Below are 19740 nucleotides of genomic sequence, written 5' to 3'. Positions count from 1 at the left end.
GAAAAACCAGATTAAAGATTAAAAGTTAAAGAGAAACTATGTTAAACCGAAACCCTGTGTCAAAGCCTACATTTTTTAACCTTACCATCCTTGCTGCCGCCTTGACCTGTACGCTTAGTGTATCAGGTTGCAGCACTGCGCAGACCATCGCAGCCAAAACCATGCCGACCAAAACCACCCCGACTTTAGCGAATACGCCTATTAAAGTGCATCCAACTGCTAACGCGGTAACTGATGCAACCCAGCAAACGCCAAGCCGCACAGATTTTGACAGCGACAATACAAAAACGCGCCATGAATATACGCTGGCTAATGGCTTAAAGGTGATTATCAAAGAAGATCACCGCTCCCCTGTGGTGATAAGCCAAGTATGGTATCGCGTGGGTGCTGCGGATGAACCCACTAACTTAGGCGGTATGTCGCATTTGCTTGAGCATATGATGTTTAAGGGAACAAAAAACGTGTCCTCAGCAGATTTTGAACGCCTCATCGCCAAATTTGGCGGTAGCAATAATGCCTTTACAAGCTATGACTACACCGCATATTATGAAATTTTCCCTGCCAATCGCTTAGCGCTTGCCCTAGAGCTTGAAGCCGATCGGATGACCGATTTACAGCTAAAGGACAGTGACTTTACCGCTGAGCGCCAAGTGGTGATGGAAGAGCGCCGCCAGCGCACCGATGATAACCCAAACGCCCGCGCCTATGAGCAGTTTAGCAAAATGGCGTATCCCAACAGCCCCAAAGGCGAATCGGTCATTGGTCCCATGGCAGAAATCGAATCCATCAGTTTAAAAGACCTAACCGATTGGTATAAAACATGGTATGCGCCCAACAATGCGACCTTAGTAATCGTGGGCGATGTCAATCCGACAGACGCCATCAATGAAGTCAAAAAATACTTTGCCGATAAAAACCCGCAAACCCTGCCAAAGCGCCCCAGTGTGATACAGCCAGGCTTTCGTGGTTATCAAGAAAAAACCACCCAATTGCCGGTACAAGTGCCTATGGTGATGATGGCGTTTAACGTGCCTACGCTTACCACAGCACAAGACCCCAAAACCGCCTATAGTCTATCGCTACTAGCCGACGTGCTCGATGGCGGTCTATCTGCACGCCTAGAAAAACGCCTAGTACGGGAAAAACAGCTACTAGCCTCCGTCGGCAGTGGTTACAGTGCCTTTAGCCGGGGCGATGGGCTATTTTTAATCCAAGCCACCCCACGCGACGGCGTTACGCTTGCCCAAGCCAAACAAGCAATCATGGATGAGATTGACGCGCTTAAAACCCAACCGATTGCACAAAGTGAACTGACCCGTGCCAAAACCAACACCATGACCAGCTTGATTTATAGCCAAGATAGTATCAGCGGACAAGCGCAGATGATTGGCAGTCTAAACAGCATTGGGCTTGATGATCGGATGGTGTTTAACCTACCCAAAATCTTAGATAGCATCACAGAAAGTGACTTACACGCTGCCGCTAGCAACTATTTGGCTAACGACAATCTAACCGTGCTCAATGTGGTGAAAGAAAACAAACCCAATAAATAACTATAAAACCAGTAACTTAACTTATCCTGACTTAATTTGCCCTCATTGCTGTCAGACCATCCTTAGAATGTTGAGAAAAAAATGAAACCACGCTTAGCTAAAATCTTATTACTAATGACCACCATTGCCACGCAAGCGGGCTATGCAGAACCTGCCACCCATAGCGACGCTCACAGTAATGGCAATGTTGACCCCACTGCACCCATTGCCGCTTTAGACAAATTAACCAGCCTAAAAACGACGACGCCGTTAAAAGTGACATTACCCGATATCATCCACTTTACGACGGATTCGGGTACCCCAGTCGCTTTGGTACAAACCCACAATTTACCGATTGTGGATGTCAGTGTGTATTTTAATGCAGGCTCGGCTCGTGATGAAGCCATTAAAAAAGGCGGTTTTGGAATTGCCAGTCTGACCGCGAGTATGCTGGATCAGGGCACACGCCATAAAAGCGAAGATGAGATTGCTGAGGCCAGTGAGCAGCTTGGGATTGATTTATCTGCCCGTGCTTATAAAGACATGTTTATTGTGAGTTTGCGCAGTCTATCCGATGAGGCGCATTTATCCCCTGCGCTTGGTTTAATGAGCGATATGATGACCCAGCCTACGTTTCCAAACAAAAATTTTGAACGTACCAAAGCCCAGTATTTAATCAGCCTGCAACAGGCCAAAGAAAACCCGGATAGCATCGCAAGCAACGCCTTTGCTGCGGCGCTTTATGGCAATCATCCCTACGCCCACCCCACCCAAGGCACAGAAGACAGCATTGCCAAAATTAATGCCACCGATCTCAAAGCTTTTAGCCAGCAGTTTTTGGTGGCGAAGAACGCAAATATTGCCATTACAGGCGATATCAGTCTTGAGCGCGCGCGGGCGCTTGCCAATCAGCTAACCGCTCAAATGCCTGTTGGCACGGCTGCCCCAAAGCTTGCCGATGCCAAGCCTTTGAACGCTGCTAAAACGATTCATATTCCATTTGACAGCACCCAAACCACCGTCTTGATGGGGCAATTGGGTCAAAAACGCGTGGCGGATACTTTAGGCTTGCAGCATCAAACCAACTTTGCCATTGCCGATGAAATCGTCGGGGGCGGCAATTTTCAAGCCAGATTGATGGAAGAAATCCGTAAAAAACGCGGGCTCACCTATGGCATTTATAGCAGCACCACGCCGATGCTTGCCCAAGGTAGTTATACCATTAGCTTTTCTACCCGTAACCAAAAGTCGCAAGAAGCGATTGAGGCGACCAAGCAAGTCATCAAAAATACCCTAGAAAAAGGGGTGACGGCAAACGAATTGGCTTTAACCAAAGACAGTTTAATCAACAGTTTTCCCACCAGCTTTGCTAGCAATGCCGCCATGAATGCCACAGTTGCTATGATGGGGTTTTATCAGCTGCCAGATAGTTACTTGACCGAGTACGTGACGCGCGTACAACGCGCTGACCTTCACGCTGTCAATCAAAGCTATAAAGACCTCATTGACCCTAACAAGTTTTTGATTGTGACGGTTGGCAACGCCACGCCAAACACAACAACAACCGCTAAATAGCCCATGTTAAAGCTTAACGGGTTAACACTTGCGCTAGGTTAAAAACGGCAGGGTGATGAGCTTGAGCTATGGCTTGCGCCCCATTTTCGAAAGCCTTGCGTATCAAGATGCACCGAGCCTGTCGGATACAAGCCAAGTCCAAAACTATAAGCTTGCCCGTTGGACTGCCAAAACTGGCAAAGCCCATCAAAGGTGCTTTCTATCGCCCATTTGTTGGCTTCGTTTTCAGGTACCCAAATATCAATTGCACCATTGGTCATGTGCTTACTCTCGCCTGCACCGCCCGCACAATCATTCAATGCAGGGTTTCGATACACGGAGCGTATCACTGTCGAATACGGCAAATAACCTTGTTTTTGCAGTTGCTGCAGCATTTGCAGGGTGGGCACGATATTTTGCCATAGCGATGCAGGCGGTACTTCATACGGCTCAAAACCGCAGCGCCGTGCATCTCTAGCACTCGTGATTAACTGATCCATCGGCGGAATGGTGCCTAATTGGCTTTGCAAATAATTTTGATACGCCAACACTTCTGATTGCTGATAACTGTGGGTAGCTAACCAATCTTTAAAATCTGCATCATTGGTATAAACAACGTTACTATTGTATCGTGTGCTATTTTTGAGTGCGCCATAATTTGTTGTAGGTCGGGGTGGGTTTTGACGGTTGAGAATAAGACCGCGCATATTGTCAGTCTGCGTGACAGTAGGATTTTTAGGGTTTGGCTGGGTTTGACGAACGATGGTCGTAGTAGGTTTTCGGTTATCGACGGGTGTGACGGGATGATTACAGGCGATAAGCAATGTCATTATCATCCCTGAGCCAACAATGCCTGTTAAAATCTTGGTTTTGGTATTCTGAGTCTTCGTAATATTGATATTCTTGGTATTGGCACTCTCGGGCTTGGCATATTGGGCTGTTTGCGCGTTGTCTTCGATAATGGTTGGTTTATTTTTGGTCTTGTTTTGATGTGTCATGGACTGCCTATTCACGTTTCGTCAAAATGGAAAAACACCACGGACTTATGAGCAACTGTCAAAAAAGTGGGCTTGATATGTTTAGGTAATCATGCCTACTTGATAATTATTTTCACTTAACTTGATTTTCACTTACTTAACTTAATAGTTATGTTCACTACATAATTAAGGTGAATTAATAGCTCACTTAATATAGTGACTTATTTCTATGAAACAAGTGTTATAAACTATTACATTATTAAGACTACCAAAATCACATTAAGCCATATAAACTATTGAGCCTATTTTTGTGTCTTTTTACAGACTTATTGTCACCGTGTTAATTTGATGTTTGGTGTGTATGGCAGATAAGATTGGACAGTACCGTTTTTCTAGGCAAGCTCATCACTTTGGTAATGACAGTCTACCCTCCTTTTGGCAGCGCGTGCATTTAGACCCTTGGTTATTGATGCTATTGTTTGTCACCGCTTTATTCGGTTTAGCGATTTTATACAGTGCCTCTACTCAAGACATGGGGATGGTCATCCGTCAAACCATTAGTTTTACCATCGCGTTTGTGGTGATGATTGTCATGGCGCAAATCCCGCCCAGTCTTTACCGTGATTTTACCCCATTTTTTTATGTGGGTGGCGTGGCGTTACTGATATTGGTCAAAATTATTGGCGAGGTGCGACTGGGTGCGCAGCGCTGGATTGATATTCCTGGGTTTGGTAGTGTGCAGCCGTCAGAGTTTATGAAGCTTGGCATGCCGATGCTCACTGCTTGGTTTTTATCCAAACGCGACTTGCCGCCAAGTTTATCAACAGTGCTTATCACGCTGGTGGCGATTGGTATTCCCGTGCTGCTAATCGCTGAACAGCCCGACTTGGGTACCTCTTTATTGGTGGCGTCTAGTGGCTTATTTGTGCTGTTTTTATCGGGTTTGCCTTGGTGGATGATTGGCTCTGCGGTGGCGCTGTTTATTCCCTTTGTTTTTGTGGCTTGGGAATACCTGCTACACGACTACCAGCGCAAACGTGTGCTAACTTTGCTAGACCCTGAAAGCGATGCCTTGGGGGCTGGATGGAATATCATGCAGTCAAAAACCGCGATTGGCTCAGGGGGACTCACAGGTAAAGGCTATTTGCAAGGCACACAATCTCATCTACACTTTCTACCAGAAGGTCACACCGATTTTATCATTGCGGCTTTTTCTGAAGAGTTTGGCTTAATCGGTGTCAGTTTACTGATGTTCCTGTATTTTTGTATTCTATGCCGCGCTTTATTTATTGCTTACTCCAATACTGCTGTCTATAGCAAATTACTCTCGGGCGCGATTGCTATGTCATTTTTTGTCTATGTGTTTGTAAATGCCGGCATGGTAGCAGGTATTTTACCAGTTGTCGGTGTTCCTTTGCCATTTATCAGCTACGGTGGTACTGCTTTAATTACTTTAATGGCAGGATTTGGTTTAGTGATGTCAATTGCCTCGCATAATGTTAAATAACTCTTAGACTATTTTCGAAACTATTTTGTTTGTAAATAGCCTATTTATAAACAATTCTTTATGTAACTGGATATTTTTAAATGTAAAAAAAGTAAAAGAGTTAACATAAAAGATATCCTTTTTTATGAATAGTTTTAAACAATTATGATGGTAAAACTTAATAATTTTACCGTTTATCTATTTTTTTATACCTTTTATCTAAATAAATCGTGATTTTAATCGCGTAATTGCTTATTGTGGGTCATCAATATTGAACAATTACATACCGAAACAAAGTAAAATTTGTAAACTAATTGTTAAATCTAATAAATTTTCTTGGTGCCCTATAAGCGATTTGTATGCATGACATATGAAAGCTTATGCGCTCCCAAATATAAGGCGCTCATTGTAAAGAGCGATTGTTCAGAGGTCATTATGTCAAAGCGTCAATCGAATTTAGCTAATGTAGCGACGTTACTTTGCTTTTGTGGCGTAACGGCGCTTAGCTCAACTACCCAAGCAGCCACGAGCAATTTAGATCACGTACTTAATGAGTTAACCCGCCAGCACAACAATGCATCAGACTTAGTCAAATCAGCCCGCCAACCTCGCAACCTTGCCTTAGACAGCCAACTTATCAGCCAAGATACTTCACAAGCTAGCAAAGATTCAGACGTGTTAGAGCGTCTTTCTGCCGTTGCATCCAATACGGTCAATCGCTTTAGCCAAACCGGTGTCGCCTCTTGGTATGGTCGTCAATTTCAAGGTCGTAAAACTGCTAGCGGTGATACTTTTGATTCCAATTCATTGACGGCGGCGCATCGCTCATTGCCAATGAACTGTTATATCAAAGTAACCAACAAATCAAACGGTAAAAGCGTTGTGGTAAAAGTCAATGACCGCGGTCCATTTTCAAGCCATCGCGTATTAGATTTATCGTATGCCGCTGCCAAACAAATTGGCTTAGCAAGCACGGGCACAGGCAACGTCGTTATTGAACGTGTGGGTGGTCCAAACTAATGTTAGCTGACTAGGCAGCTTTTAGCTTAATATCAACTTTTAGGTGACTAGCAGATTTTAGGTAAACTAGCAGCCTATCAGCACAAAAAAAAGCATGAAATTGATTCATGCTTTTTTAATTGCCTTAACAATACTACCGCGCCAAATACTTGGTCATATCTTCAATACCATGCAAGGTCATCGGGTACATATGCCCTTGCATGATATCTTTGATTAAGCCGATGGTCTGGGTGTATTGCCAGTAGCTTGGTGTCTCAGGGTTAAGCCATGCGACTTTATCAAAGTGGTTAGTGATACGTTTTAGCCACGCCTGCCCCGTATCTTGGCTCATATACTCAACGCTGCCGCCGACAGATAACAACTCATAAGGCGACATTGCCGCATCACCGACAAAAATCACCCGATAATCACTGCCGTATTTGTGTAGCAAATCCAATGTGGGCACGGCACTGGCGTTACGGCGGGCATTTTCTGTCCAAACATAGTCATACACGCAGTTATGAAAATAAAAAAACTCAAGCGTCTTAAACTCGTTTTTAGCAGCGGCAAATAAGCGCTCACAGGCTTCGATATAGCTGTCCATGCTACCACCGATATCAAATAGCATGAGCACTTTAACACGATTACGGCGTTCGGGACGCAGTTGCACATCGAGCATCCCTTTTTGCGCGGTTTTCTTGATGGTTGAGCCAATATCCAGCTCATCAGCCGCCCCATCACGGGCGAATTTACGCAGTTTACGCAGTGCCATCTGCATGGAGCGGGTTTCTAACTGGTTATCCGTATCCAAATCGCGGTATTTGCGCTGCTCCCACACCTTGACCGCTGAGCGTTTTCGGCTTTCACCCCCTACTCGTACACCTTCAGGATGGTCGCCATACGCACCAAATGGCGATGAGCCGCCTGTACCAACCCATTTGTTACCGCCTTGGTGTCGCTCTTTTTGTTCTTTTAGGCGTTCCTCTAGTGCTTGCATGAGTGCTTCAAACGAGCCATATTTTTTAAGTAGGCGCCGCTGGGCTTCGGTGAGATTGTTGGGGTCAAGTTTAAGTTCCAGCCATTCTTTGGGGATATCACCCAATTTTGCCATCAGCTCGTCGATATCGAGTGTATCAATACCTTCAAAATAATCTGCCATTGCCCTATCAAATTTATCAAAGTATTTTTCGTCTTTGACCATACATAGGCGAATCAGCTCGTAGAATTGTTCACGGTCGGCAAACACAATGCCTGTTTCTAGCAAAGCATAAAGATCTAGCAATTCACGGGTGGAAACTGGCACACCATAAGTGCGTAAGGTATAAAAAAGATTGATAAACACACCAATCCCCTATCGACTACGACGCAGCATAAAGCCCATACGTTCAAGTAAACTCAAGTCATTTTCATTTTTGAGCAATGCCCCCGCCATGGGCGGTAAGTTATCGCTTGGATTTTTCAACCGCTCAATCGCACTTTGACTGCCCGCTTGCAAATCATCTGCCATCAGCAAACTAATCCAATCTACCAATTCAGAGGTGGATGGCGGTTTTTTTAAGCCTTTGACTTCACGCAAACCGTAGAACACCTTGAGCGCTTCATCCACCAAGTCTGCTTGTAGATTGGGGAAATGCACATCCACAATTTCGCGCATGGTTGCTTGGTCAGGAAAATCAATATAATGAAAAAAGCAACGACGCAAGAAAGCATCAGGCAATTCTTTTTCATTGTTTGACGTGATAATAACAACGGGACGATGATCGGCGGTAATCGTTTCGCCGGTTTCATACACATAAAACGACATTTTATCGAGTTCATGCAGCAAGTCGTTGGGGAACTCAATATCCGCTTTATCAATCTCATCAATGAGCAGTACCACACGCTCAGGACTGGTAAATGCTTGCCATAGCTTGCCTGGCTTGATGTAGTTGGCAATATCATACACGCGGTCATCGCCCAATTGACTATCTCGCAGGCGTGATACCGCATCATACTCATACAAGCCCTGTTCGGCTTTGGTGGTTGATTTGATGTGCCAAGTTAACAGTGGCATACCTAAACTTTTTGCCACTTCTTCAGCCAGTAGCGTTTTACCCGTGCCAGGTTCCCCTTTGATGAGTAACGGTTTTTGCAATCGAATCGCAGCATTGACGGCAAGCTTTAGGCTATCAGTGGCGATATAACTATCGGTGCTTGCAAAACTGCTTTGGGTGACGCTATTGTCGATAGCATTAGTTGGCTGATGGTCAGACATAAAAAAACCTATGATAATCGTCAAAAATGAGTTTTAGACTATCATAAGTTTTAGGGAAAGTTAAGCTATAAGTAAAAGGTTAAGCTGTAAAAGATTAAGCTATAAAAAGTTAAGCCGTAACAGCTTGTTGGCTTATCACCATCATAACTTAGCGGCTAGGCTGGCTGATATTGGCGTTATTTAGCGCATGTTTTTTGTTGGTTTTATCGATGCCCATTCGAAGAATTTGCCAAATGAAACCCAAAATACAGCCCACTGTAATCACAACCATAATTGGTAGCAACCCATTAAAGATAATTGCTGGATCTTTGAGTAAAATCCCATAAACCACTGAAATACTCGCTGGTGCGATGTCAGGCGGGGTGCCAAGGGAAGTGGTTGGCGTGAGCAAAATCGCAAATAGAATAATCCAACTCAAACCTGCAAGCGTTTTTGGCAAAATCCGTACCACTAAAATCCAAAGCAGTAATACGACAATGGAAAACCCCACATAGGCATATAGAGGTAATTTATCTGGCGGCACACCTTGAACCAGCTGTGCCCACCAAATGATGATTTCGCCTAGCACATTACCGATTTGGTCGAGTGATAAAAATGCAAACATAATTTTGCCTTGCCAAAAATAGATGGATTATTTTAGCATGATTCAAATCATTTGGTTAAAATTTTGCTACTGCCACTTGTTCTGCTGCGCTTCTGCCATATTTAATTTTGCTTGGCGTAACAACACATCTTCAGGCGGCATTTGCACAAAATACCCTTGGTTTTGTAACTTTTCTAACACTTCTGCTTTATTGACTCGTGCAAGCTTTGGCGTATTCGCCAAATCCAAATGCATCACAAAGGTTTCGCGCCCAATCGCTTGACGAAAATCCTTGGGCAACACTGACAACCAGTCACGAATCTCGTCCGTGTCATTGGGATAATCTGGGCGAGCAATGTACACATACAGGTCATCTTTTTTGCTAAATTTATAAATATCGCAATGCATCATACAACTCTATTATTACGGTAAAATTTAAAGTACCTCTATCATACCATAAAATGGTTTGTCTGGAATTAAACCACTTTTGCTATTAGCGACTTTTGCTATCAGCCCTGTTTACTATTAATCTAGGCATTTCACATGTTAGCCCATAAAAAAAGAGCAACTAGGGCAATTACTCTTTTGATTATAAAAGCTACTGATAAATTTGCGCTTTATAAAGCTAATTAATGATGTTCAGTATCGGCAATCTGCGCTTGTGCCAACGCAGACAAGGCGGCTTTTAACATCGCTGATACGGTGCTTGAGCAAGTGCCGATACCTGAATAAATCTCACCTTCAATATTTAACTGTAAATAAGCAACGGCATTGGCATCACTGTTGTTTTGGGTGAGCGGGCTTTGACTTTCAACCGTTAACGCATGCTCTGCATAGTTGATAACGTGAATATTTTTGTTCAATTTGGCAGAGAGGGCATTGATAAAGGCAGACAACGGACCATTGCCATTACCAACAACGTCTATGATGTCATCTCCCATGCGTACAGAGCCTGTAAAGCTTACTGTACCCGCCGTGTTCTTGATTTCATAATCTTGCAACGCCAAAGTAGATTGGTTCAAATAGGTGTTTTCAAACACGCTAATAACATCATCTGATGTCAATTCTGTCTGGCGACTTTCGGCTTCTTGCTGAATGACACGGCTAAAGTCAATTTGCGTCCAGCGTGGCAAATGAAAACCAAAGTCACGTTGCAAGATATAAGCAACACCGCCTTTACCTGACTGGCTATTGATACGCACGACATCCTGATAGCCGCGTCCGATATGAGAAGGATCAATCGGCAAGTACGCCACATCCCATAAGCCTTGGGTAGCTTCGGCATTTTTCTCGTTATAATCTAGCGATTTTTTAATGGCATCTTGGTGCGAGCCACTAAAAGCGGTAAATACCAATTCGCCCACGTAGGGATGGCGTGGATGAATCGGTAACTGATTGCACTCACTTACCACTTGGGCGATTTCGCTCATGTTACTAAAATCAAGCTGTGGGTCTACGCCTTGGCTATACATATTCATCGCCATGACCATGATGTCCATGTTGCCTGTGCGCTCGCCATTGCCAAAAAGCGTGCCTTCAATACGGTCAGCCCCTGCCATCAAACCCAACTCACTGGCAGCCACGGCACAGCCACGGTCATTATGCGTGTGAAGGCTCACAATCACATGCTCACGCATGGGTAAGTTTTGGCAAAAATATTCAATCTGATCGGCATAAATATTGGGCGTTGAGCTCTCTACTGTTGATGGCAAGTTAAAGATTACCTTCTGACCTAAGTCCGGTCGCCAAACTTTACACACCTCATCACAGATTTTGACCGAAAAATCGACCTCGGTTTGTGAGAAACTTTCAGGGGAATATTCAAAAATCCATTCGGTTTCAGGGTATTCTTTCGCCAAATCACGCAACAATGTTGCGCCTTCAACCGCAATCGCAATAATGTCATCATAATCTTTTTGATACACTTTTTCGCGCTGCACTTTTGAGGTTGAGTTATATACGTGGACGATGGCACGTTTGGCACCTTTTAACGACTCAAAGGTACGGCGAATCAAATGTTCGCGTGCCTGGACCAATACCTGCAAGGTCACATCGTCGGGTACGTGTCCGCCTTCGATTAATTTGCGGGTAAAGTCATACTCAACTTGCGCCGCCGAGGGAAAACCAATCTCAATTTCTTTAAAACCCACTTGCACCAACAAGTCAAAGAAGCGCATTTTTTGTTCAATGCTCATCGGCTCAATCAAGGCTTGGTTACCATCTCGCAAATCCACCGACGTCCATATGGGCGCTTTGGTGATGGTTTTATCAGGCCAAGTACGCTGGGTCATCTTTGGTGCAAACGCAAAGGGTTGGTATTTTTTATGATTAAAAGCCGCGTTTTTGGGTTGTATTGACATGCTAATTCTCCAAATTTAATTTTGCTTAAAATTTTATGCTGAAATTATACCCATTTTTTTGTAGTTGAAGTAACCAAATTTTGCTATAAAATATATAGAATTTGATATTTATGGCTAATATAATTATATTATGTAGCCAAAACCACTAAATTTGAGAATTTATGATGGCTTCATTAGATAAAATAGACAGACAAATTTTAGCGCTATTACGAGAAAATGCGCGCATAAGTAACCTTGAATTGGCAGAAAGCGTAAACTTAAGTCCTACTCCCTGTGCGCGCAGAGTCAAACAATTAGAGGATTCAGGTGTTATCACGGGTTATAGTGTCACCACTGACCCTAGAAAATTAGGTTATCAACTGTCAGTCTATATTGCCATTAGCATGGATAAACATACGGCAGAACGCTTTAGCAATTTTGAAAAAAAACTACGAGAATTTCCTGAAGTGGTCAGCTGTAGTATTGTAACAGGGCGCAGCGAAGACTATCTTATCAAAGCTTTGGTCAAAGATATGGCGCATTACGAAGAATTTTTATTGCATCGTCTAAACCGTATTGAAGGTATCGCACAAGTGCATACCAGTTTTGAATTACGGCAAGTGTTTGAAAAATCAATCATCTGATTGGGTATTAAAGCCTATTTTAAACCCTGTTTTAAAAACCTATAAAAAAACGCACTATTTGTTGGTATCGCTTATGATACCCAGCCAAACAATAAAAAAGCCATTGATAACCAACGGCTTTTTTTATTGTCTAATCGTTATTTTTCCCAAATTCCCGATGTGATTTTGGCTTTCATGGCGGGGTATTTATTGATGTTAAAAACAGGATGCTTAACACCTGATTTGATTTGAGCGGAATAATCTTTTGCCAAAATAAATACATATTTTGACAACAGGACGATACTGACAAGATTAATGTACGCCATAATCGCCATCATCAAATCCCCCATATCCCACACCATAGGCACTTCAGCCACAGAACCAAAATACACAAAGGCAAGCACTAAAATACGAAAGACATTCAAAATCATTGGATGATTCTTAAGATATTGCACGTTGGTTTCGGCGTAGGCGTAGTTGCCAATAATACTCGAAAAAGCGAACATAAACAGCACTACCGCTAGGAAAATTTGCGCCCATGAACCCACATGACTTTCTAATGCAGCTTGGGTCAATTGAATCCCTGTCAAATCAGCGGTGGGTAATTTTGATAATAAAATAATAAACGCAGTACAAGAACAGACAATAATGGTATCCACAAAAACGCCCAAACTTTGAATCAGTCCTTGTGTGGCGGGGTGAGGTACATCCGCAGCCGCAGCGGCATTTGGGGCAGAGCCTTGTCCTGCTTCGTTTGAGTACAAACCCCGCTTAATCCCAAGCATCATCGACTGCGACACCAAACCACCTAGCGCCCCACCCGCTGCCGCATTAAAAGTAAAGGCATCGGTCAAAATCAAATTAAATACCTGCGGAATCATGGTGATATTGGTCACAATAATATACAACGCCATTAGCAGATACACCCCTGCCATCACAGGTACTAGCATTTCTGAAATGGTGGCAACCCGTTTTATCCCACCAAAAATAATTGGTGCAGAGATAATAACCAACAATAGCGCTACCACATGTTTACCCGTTCCCCATGAAGCACAGGTATTATCGCCCGTACAACCAACCGCCGATTGTACGGCTTGGGCGATGGTATTGGCTTGAATGGCATTATATACCAAGCCAAAACACAAAATCAGACTCACGGCAAAAGCCACACCTAGCCAACCTTGCCCTAAACCCTGACGGATATAGTAAGCAGGTCCACCGCGAAAATGCCCATTGGCATCTCGCACCTTAAATAATTGTGCCAATGACGACTCAGCAAACGCCGATGCCATCCCAATCAAGGCAATAAACCACATCCAAAATACCGCACCGGGTCCGCCAACACTCACGGCAATAGCAACTCCTGCGATATTCCCTGTACCGACACGACTCGCCAGTCCTGTCATAAACGCTTGAAACGATGAGATACTCTCACTATGCTCGTGATGTTCGGTGCTTCGACTAGCCAGCAAATTTTTGACACTATGTCCAAATAAACGAAATTGAACAAACCCTGTCATGACGGTAAAAAACACACCAATACAAATCAAAATCCACACCAACCAATCCCACATAGGTGAACTAACAAGATTGACACTACAATGAATGCTATCCATCACACTTGCTTGCGCCAAGCAAGCTAAATCTTTGTTATACATCAATGAATCTCGCCTCAAAAATTGATAGCGGATAGTATCAATAAAGCAAACTTTTGGCAATGATTCGGCAAAAAAAACGACACCAAAAGTGTCGTTTTTCTAAAACTTACGCTAACAAATTAGAAACGGTAAGTTGCACCGATTTTAGCGATTGGGTACCATTTTGAATAATCTGAGTCATCCAAATCTTGTTGTAAGTCAGATTTTAATTGATTATTGTCAAATTTTGTAATTTCTTGACCATTGGCATCTAGAACTCGTGTTTTAGCATCAGTCACTTTTAAGCCACCAGTATAAGCTGCACCGATTTCACCAAATACACCAAAGTTATTAGTAATATTTGGACGGAAACCAATAGTTAAGTATGGGTTCAAAGTGTTTTTATTTTCAGCTGACGCTTCAATGTTACCATAGTAAGAATTACCATTGATGTTAACTGGTTTGGTTTCATTTGCTTGTTTTTTCAAAGTGATTTCGTTGTCACCAAAAATGGTACCAACACCCACAGTAAACCAATTTCCAGCTGGGCGTAAATTCACACCAAGATACGGATTGCTTGAATCTGTTTCTAAGTCATATTCAACATCTTCAATTTCGATGGTGTCTTTTAAATCACCAATATCGCCGCCAGCCCAACCAACTACAAGCTCAGTTTTATCATTTAAACCCCAACCAATATTGGCACCATAACCTAAAGTACCTACTTCGGCACTGATAGCAGCAGGATGTGTTACGGTATCAAAAAACGTTCTAGTACCAGTAACCAATTGAGTTGTTGTGTTTTTTACTACACCTAAGTTTGGATCGTAGGTGGTAGTAGATACGGCAACAGGCTGTGCAACAATTTGTTGATCAACAACGACAGTTTCAGCAAAAGCAGAAGTTGCGATTAAAGCAGCAGGAATAGCAGCTAATTTCAAAACTTTCATATAAATCTCCTAAGGACAGGATGTAAATTTACCATTTCTCTTAAAAATCTAAAAGATTTTCAAGCGATGAATGACATATAAAGAAAAAGTAAATTAGTTGACATATTTTGTTACGTTTCTCTTAGGTATATTAAAACGTAATTTTTCAGCAATGTCTTTTAATTTTGTATAACTTTTCTATATGTTTATGTAATTACATTGGATGAAGTGTAATATTTTATCAAAAATGTTGCTTTTTTAAAAGACTTAAGTTGATGTTGCAATTAAGAGAATGACTTTTATGTTAATTTTTTTTACAATACGCCTATCGAGAGATGCTGCAGCTTAAGGTTGGCTTAATTTATATTCGCTTGCCTGCGCTAGGCTCGTTTTTTGTGTTTTAACCAAAATAAATCCAAAATAAATAACGGCATCTGCGTTTTTACTTTAACTTTTTTTACCGGTTTTAAGGAGTGGACGCAGTGTCCCTGTCTATCAATTCTACTGATTCAAATTTTTCTGATTACAAAGTTGCCGATATTAGCCTTGCCGACTACGGTCGCAAAGAAATCAAACTGGCTGAAACTGAAATGCCTGCTTTGATGGGCTTACGCCAACGCTACCAAGCCGAGCAGCCCTTAAAAGGCGCCAAGATTGTGGGCTGTATCCACATGACCATTCAAACTGCTGTGCTCATTGAAACGCTCGTGGCGCTGGGTGCTGAAGTACGCTGGACTTCTTGTAATATTTTTTCAACCCAAGACCATGCTGCTGCCGCTATCGCAGCAGCCGGTATTCCTGTGTTTGCTTGGAAAGGCGAAACTGAGGAAGAATACGAATGGTGTCTTCGCCAACAGATTTTTGAAGGCGGTGAAGCCACAGGCAAGCTGTGGGATGCCAATATTATTTTAGATGATGGCGGTGACTTGACGGCGCTGATTCATAACGACTACCCGCAAATGCTCGATAACATTCACGGTATCTCAGAAGAGACAACAACAGGGGTACATCGTCTAATTGAAATGCTCAATGCAGGCACGTTAAAAGTACCCGCCATTAATGTCAATGACGCAGTGACCAAATCAAAAAATGACAACAAATATGGCTGTCGTCATAGCCTAAACGATGCCATCAAACGTGGTACCGATATGCTGTTAGCAGGTCGTCGTGCACTTGTTATCGGTTATGGCGATGTGGGTAAAGGTTCTGCTCAAAGCCTACGTCAAGAAGGTATGATAGTACGAGTGACGGAAGCCGATCCAATTTGTGGTATGCAAGCTTGTATGGATGGCTATGAATTGGTCTCGCCATTTGTGGAAGGTGACCCTGCCAAAGGCGTCAACAAAACCCTTATGCAAGATACTGACTTGGTGGTCACTACCACTGGTAACTACCATGTCTGTAATAGCGATATGTTAAAAGCCTTAAAAGCCACCGCAGTGGTTTGTAATATTGGTCACTTTGATACCGAGATTGATACCCAGTTTATGCGTGACAACTGGAAATGGGTGGAAGTGAAGCCTCAAGTACACCAAGTCTATCGCTCAGAAGATGAAAACGATTACTTGCTTTTATTGTCGGAAGGTCGTTTGGTCAATTTGGGTAATGCCACAGGTCACCCATCACGTATTATGGATGGCTCTTTTGCCAACCAAGTATTGGCGCAAATGCACTTATTCAAAGAAAAATTTGCTGATTTGCCGGCGGATAAAAAAGCGGACAATCTATATGTCAAAGTGTTGCCAAAAAAACTCGATGAAGAAGTGGCAGCAGCCATGGTTGCAGGCTTTAATGGGGTGCTGACTAAATTGACGCAGCAACAAGCCGATTATATCGGTGTGCCAGTTGAAGGCCCGTTCAAACCTGATAGCTATAAGTACTAATAGCTATAACTATTATTTGTTAAAGGTTCAATCAAAGTCATGCCAATGAGCATGACTTTTTTATGCAGTTTAACTCAATGTTTATGCTAAAAAATTCAATTTTTTTACTGTTTTACCCGTTATAATGGTGGTATTTTTTATCATTTTGGATACTTTCATGACCACCATGACAACGCCGTTTTCTTTTGAGTTTTTTCCCACCAAGACCGATGACGGTCAAACCAAATTATTGGCAACCTTTGATGAATTAAATGCTTTAAAACCGCAATATTTTAGCGTGACTTATGGCGCAGGTGGGTCAACCCGTGAGCGCACCTTGGGTATTGTTAAGGCGCTCAGTGAAAAAAGTGACACGCCCATTACCCCGCATTTATCCTGTATTGGCGATGATAAAGCCAAAATTGGCGAGTTATTGGATTATTATAAATCGTTAGGTATTAATCGCTTGGTGGCGCTGCGCGGTGATTTGCCATCAGGTATGGTAGGTCTTGGCGAGCTGCCGTTTGCTGTTGATTTGGTTAAATACATACGCGAGCATAGCGGTGATTATTTTCGTATCAAAGTCGCTGCATATCCAGAAATGCACCCGCAAGCCAAAAGCTTTGACGCCGATATCCAAAACTTGCTCAATAAATACCACGCTGGCGCGACTGAAGCGATTACCCAGTTTTTCTACAACGCTGACAGCTATCTATATCTGCGTGATGCCCTTGCCAAAAAAGGGGTGACACAAGATGAGTTCCCGATCATCGCAGGCATTATGCCCATCACCAATGCGTCAAATTTGATTCGGTTTGCCGATGGCTGCGGGGCAGATATTCCACGTTTTATCCGTAAACAGCTTGCCGACTATGGCGATGACAAAAAAGCCATTCGTCAATTTGGGTTTGAAGTGGTGGTCAATCTATGTGAGCGCTTGATTGCCGAAGGCGTGCCGTCAATGCATTTTTACAGCATGAACCAAGTCAGCCCTAATAAACAACTGATTGAAGCGCTTGGATTGGTTTAATTGGGGATAGACCTTACGCACTATCTGACTGACAGTAAACAAAAAATGATAATGACGGTATTAAACTGTCTGCTCAACATCGTAAAATTGGGGCATCGCAAAATAACGCTTATCTTAAACAATTTATCTGAAACAGTTTATCTTGAGCAGCTACTGTTCGATAAAATTTTATCCTGCGATTGCCCTGATGGTCGGATGCTTACCTAATTATGGTTACCTAGTTAAATGTCGTCATGCGTTAGGTTTGCGCCAGTATTTTAACTTTGAAGTGTGACCAATCCCCACATTAAAGGTGTTGGTAGGATCTAGCTTTCGATAAAAATTGGCTAAAGCTGGCTTAGCAACATATAAATGACCCACATTGTGTTCTGCGGGATATTCTGCCCTACGCTCGTCTAGCAGCTTCCACATCTGATGCTCAATATCCAGTGGATTAGTGCCTTTTTTGACAATGTAATCTTGGTGAAATACATGACAAAAAAAGTGCCCATAATATAATTTATGCAACATATGTTGTTCAAGATCTGCAGGGATTTTTTCTACCCATTCTCTATCGTTACGTCGTAACGCAATATCCAATGCCACAATATCCTCGACCTCTGCTCGGTGGGTATCACGATATCGTATCGCCGCTCCGGCAACAGCAAAACGGTGTAAGAAAGCTTTGCGACCTTCTTCCTCCGTACAGGCAAAATACGAGCCAGTAGAATGAACGGCAAAATACTCATTTAAAAACTGCTGTGTCTGTTCTGCGCTTTGCTCATCTACTCGTAGAATCAAATGATGCTCAAAACGCTGATGAAACGCTAGCATGCGCCGCGGTAAATGACTGGGTAAGAAAAAAGTGATAGCTTGTAAAATTTGATCAGTCAGACCCCGTATTTTTATTTTCTCTAACCACCCGTCAATGCGATCTTTGAGGGCTAACGCTCTAGGTATATTCACCGTGCCAAAACGCTCAATAAACAAGAAAGTATCTTTGCCATACTTTGCACCAATACTAAAGGCATCACGATGAATATATTCTCCAGCAATCGGCAAGCTTGGTAGTGATGTCAGCAAATAACGACGTATCGCCGTTAAGTCATCATGGTCATTTGAGCCGATATAAAAAACCTTACTCTCAACTTTTTCAAAGGTATCTAGTCGCACCGCAAACACACAGACTTTACCCGCTGAACCCGATGCTTCATATAATCGTGTCGGATCGGCATTGAATCTAGCAGGACTGTCTGCATCGACTTGTTTAACGTCATGGGCATAACGATTGTCTGATGCCAGCTGGCTGGTTTGGGTGGTTATCTGACCCATTTCATAGTCTTGTTTTTGCAGTCTGGTGAGTATCTCTTCAGCCGTGTTACCTAAATCAATACCTAGATGATTAATCAATTCTAACTCACCCGATTCATTGACACGGGCATACAACGCCATTTCAGTATAAGCAGGTCCACGACGTACCAGCGCGCCGCCTGAGTTGTTGCAGACTCCACCTAAAACTGAAGCGCCAATACATGATGACCCAATCACAGAATGCGGTTCACGATTATAAGGCTTTAAAGTACGCTCAAGATTATCCAAAGTTGCGCCTGGTAAACACACGACTTGTTTGCCATCTAAAATCACTTGGATACCTTGTAGACGCCGAGTACTCATAATGATGACTGGACGATCATAGTCATCACCATAAGGTGTAGAGCCGCCTGTCAATCCTGTATTGGCAGCTTGCATAATTACCACACAATCTGCCTCAATAATGGTTTGTAGTGCCTGCCACTGCTCAAGTAAAGTACCTGGACATACCACCGCCAACACTTTTCCCTCACCAAAACGCATGCCTTGTCGGTAATGACGGGTATCTTGTTCATCGATGAGTACATGAGACTTCCCTACGATCTTCGTTAACTTATCGAGTGTCGGCTTATACTGTTTTAACAT

16 protein-coding genes are annotated in these 19740 nt (G+C 43.0%); 7 read left to right on the top strand and 9 right to left on the bottom strand.

What is annotated here, in order from left to right; genetic code table 11:
• Positions 1–38 precede the first annotated feature (38 nt).
• Positions 39–1553 carry a M16 family metallopeptidase gene (locus LAJ61_RS09495; protein ID WP_224053709.1) on the top strand — a complete coding sequence of 505 codons (1515 nt, stop codon included), beginning with the start codon at positions 39–41 and terminating at the stop codon, positions 1551–1553.
• An 81-nt stretch (positions 1554–1634) separates the two neighbouring features.
• Complete coding sequence (locus LAJ61_RS09490; RefSeq protein WP_224053708.1) at positions 1635–3107, top strand: M16 family metallopeptidase; 1473 nt, start codon at positions 1635–1637, stop codon at positions 3105–3107.
• A 38-nt stretch (positions 3108–3145) separates the two neighbouring features.
• Here LAJ61_RS09490 and LAJ61_RS09485 read toward each other — a convergent pair whose 3' ends face one another.
• Positions 3146–4084: a D-Ala-D-Ala carboxypeptidase family metallohydrolase gene (locus tag LAJ61_RS09485; RefSeq protein ID WP_224053707.1), complete on the bottom strand. Its 939-nt coding sequence runs from the start codon at positions 4082–4084 to the stop codon at positions 3146–3148.
• A 340-nt stretch (positions 4085–4424) separates the two neighbouring features.
• Between LAJ61_RS09485 and rodA the strand changes: the two genes are divergently transcribed.
• Both rodA and LAJ61_RS09475 read left to right on the top strand, forming a co-directional pair.
• Positions 4425–5570, top strand: a complete 1146-nt coding sequence (rodA, locus tag LAJ61_RS09480; RefSeq protein ID WP_224053706.1) for a rod shape-determining protein RodA — start codon at positions 4425–4427, stop codon at positions 5568–5570.
• A gap of 414 nt (positions 5571–5984) precedes the next feature.
• Positions 5985–6569: a septal ring lytic transglycosylase RlpA family protein gene (locus LAJ61_RS09475; RefSeq protein ID WP_160002027.1), complete on the top strand. Its 585-nt coding sequence runs from the start codon at positions 5985–5987 to the stop codon at positions 6567–6569.
• Positions 6570–6702: 133 nt separating this feature from the next.
• Here LAJ61_RS09475 and LAJ61_RS09470 read toward each other — a convergent pair whose 3' ends face one another.
• The 5 genes from LAJ61_RS09470 to leuA form a co-directional block, all read right to left on the bottom strand.
• Entirely contained in the window at positions 6703–7890 is a 1188-nt protein-coding gene (locus tag LAJ61_RS09470; protein WP_224053705.1) for a vWA domain-containing protein, read from the bottom strand.
• Between the two features lie 9 nt (positions 7891–7899).
• The gene (locus LAJ61_RS09465; RefSeq protein ID WP_224053704.1) at positions 7900–8802 is read right to left on the bottom strand and encodes an AAA family ATPase; all 903 of its coding nucleotides are present in this window, start codon (positions 8800–8802) and stop codon (positions 7900–7902) included.
• Between the two features lie 148 nt (positions 8803–8950).
• Positions 8951–9406: a hypothetical protein gene (locus tag LAJ61_RS09460; protein ID WP_036601603.1), complete on the bottom strand. Its 456-nt coding sequence runs from the start codon at positions 9404–9406 to the stop codon at positions 8951–8953.
• Between the two features lie 66 nt (positions 9407–9472).
• Positions 9473–9793 carry a YcgL domain-containing protein gene (locus tag LAJ61_RS09455; RefSeq protein WP_224054849.1) on the bottom strand — a complete coding sequence of 107 codons (321 nt, stop codon included), beginning with the start codon at positions 9791–9793 and terminating at the stop codon, positions 9473–9475.
• Between the two features lie 221 nt (positions 9794–10014).
• On the bottom strand, positions 10015–11745 hold the full coding sequence (leuA, locus tag LAJ61_RS09450) for a 2-isopropylmalate synthase (RefSeq protein ID WP_224053703.1): 1731 nt from the start codon (positions 11743–11745) through the stop codon (positions 10015–10017).
• 164 nt (positions 11746–11909) lie between these two features.
• Here leuA and LAJ61_RS09445 point away from each other — a divergent pair, with 164 nt between their 5' ends.
• On the top strand, positions 11910–12368 hold the full coding sequence (locus tag LAJ61_RS09445) for an Lrp/AsnC family transcriptional regulator (RefSeq protein WP_228744268.1): 459 nt from the start codon (positions 11910–11912) through the stop codon (positions 12366–12368).
• 137 nt (positions 12369–12505) lie between these two features.
• Here the strand turns inward: LAJ61_RS09445 and LAJ61_RS09440 are convergent, their stop codons facing one another.
• Positions 12506–13963: an alanine/glycine:cation symporter family protein gene (locus LAJ61_RS09440; RefSeq protein WP_224054848.1), complete on the bottom strand. Its 1458-nt coding sequence runs from the start codon at positions 13961–13963 to the stop codon at positions 12506–12508.
• 161 nt (positions 13964–14124) lie between these two features.
• Positions 14125–14934, bottom strand: coding sequence for a hypothetical protein (locus tag LAJ61_RS09435; RefSeq protein ID WP_224053701.1), 810 nt, complete (start codon positions 14932–14934; stop codon positions 14125–14127).
• 473 nt (positions 14935–15407) lie between these two features.
• Between LAJ61_RS09435 and ahcY the strand changes: the two genes are divergently transcribed.
• A complete protein-coding gene (ahcY, locus tag LAJ61_RS09430) occupies positions 15408–16796 on the top strand; it encodes an adenosylhomocysteinase (RefSeq protein ID WP_219333252.1) in 1389 nt (462 codons plus the stop codon).
• Positions 16797–16962: 166 nt separating this feature from the next.
• Positions 16963–17805, top strand: a complete 843-nt coding sequence (metF, locus tag LAJ61_RS09425) for a methylenetetrahydrofolate reductase [NAD(P)H] (RefSeq protein WP_159772553.1) — start codon at positions 16963–16965, stop codon at positions 17803–17805.
• A 231-nt stretch (positions 17806–18036) separates the two neighbouring features.
• On the opposite strand, the gene dld is transcribed toward metF, so the two are convergent.
• Positions 18037–19740, bottom strand: coding sequence for a D-lactate dehydrogenase (gene dld / locus LAJ61_RS09420; protein WP_224053700.1), 1704 nt, complete (start codon positions 19738–19740; stop codon positions 18037–18039).

This window comes from Faucicola osloensis (genome assembly GCF_020041925.1).
Lineage (GTDB): Bacteria > Pseudomonadota > Gammaproteobacteria > Pseudomonadales > Moraxellaceae > Faucicola > Faucicola osloensis_D.
This window is presented reverse-complemented; position numbering and strand designations above follow the sequence as displayed.

What these genes read in the sequence shown, in the direction of transcription:
- LAJ61_RS09495 (WP_224053709.1), top strand. Translation starts at nt 39, where the DNA reads ATGTTAAACCGAAACCCTGTGTCAAAGCCTACATTTTTTAACCTTACC.
- LAJ61_RS09490 (WP_224053708.1), top strand. Translation starts at nt 1,635, where the DNA reads ATGAAACCACGCTTAGCTAAAATCTTATTACTAATGACCACCATTGCC.
- LAJ61_RS09485 (WP_224053707.1), bottom strand. Translation starts at nt 4,084, where the DNA reads ATGACACATCAAAACAAGACCAAAAATAAACCAACCATTATCGAAGAC.
- rodA (WP_224053706.1), top strand. Translation starts at nt 4,425, where the DNA reads ATGGCAGATAAGATTGGACAGTACCGTTTTTCTAGGCAAGCTCATCAC.
- LAJ61_RS09475 (WP_160002027.1), top strand. Translation starts at nt 5,985, where the DNA reads ATGTCAAAGCGTCAATCGAATTTAGCTAATGTAGCGACGTTACTTTGC.
- LAJ61_RS09465 (WP_224053704.1), bottom strand. Translation starts at nt 8,802, where the DNA reads ATGTCTGACCATCAGCCAACTAATGCTATCGACAATAGCGTCACCCAA.
- LAJ61_RS09460 (WP_036601603.1), bottom strand. Translation starts at nt 9,406, where the DNA reads ATGTTTGCATTTTTATCACTCGACCAAATCGGTAATGTGCTAGGCGAA.
- LAJ61_RS09455 (WP_224054849.1), bottom strand. Translation starts at nt 9,793, where the DNA reads ATGCATTGCGATATTTATAAATTTAGCAAAAAAGATGACCTGTATGTG.
- leuA (WP_224053703.1), bottom strand. Translation starts at nt 11,745, where the DNA reads ATGTCAATACAACCCAAAAACGCGGCTTTTAATCATAAAAAATACCAA.
- LAJ61_RS09445 (WP_228744268.1), top strand. Translation starts at nt 11,910, where the DNA reads ATGGCTTCATTAGATAAAATAGACAGACAAATTTTAGCGCTATTACGA.
- LAJ61_RS09440 (WP_224054848.1), bottom strand. Translation starts at nt 13,963, where the DNA reads ATGGATAGCATTCATTGTAGTGTCAATCTTGTTAGTTCACCTATGTGG.
- LAJ61_RS09435 (WP_224053701.1), bottom strand. Translation starts at nt 14,934, where the DNA reads ATGAAAGTTTTGAAATTAGCTGCTATTCCTGCTGCTTTAATCGCAACT.
- metF (WP_159772553.1), top strand. Translation starts at nt 16,963, where the DNA reads ATGACAACGCCGTTTTCTTTTGAGTTTTTTCCCACCAAGACCGATGAC.
- dld (WP_224053700.1), bottom strand. Translation starts at nt 19,740, where the DNA reads ATGTTAAAACAGTATAAGCCGACACTCGATAAGTTAACGAAGATCGTA.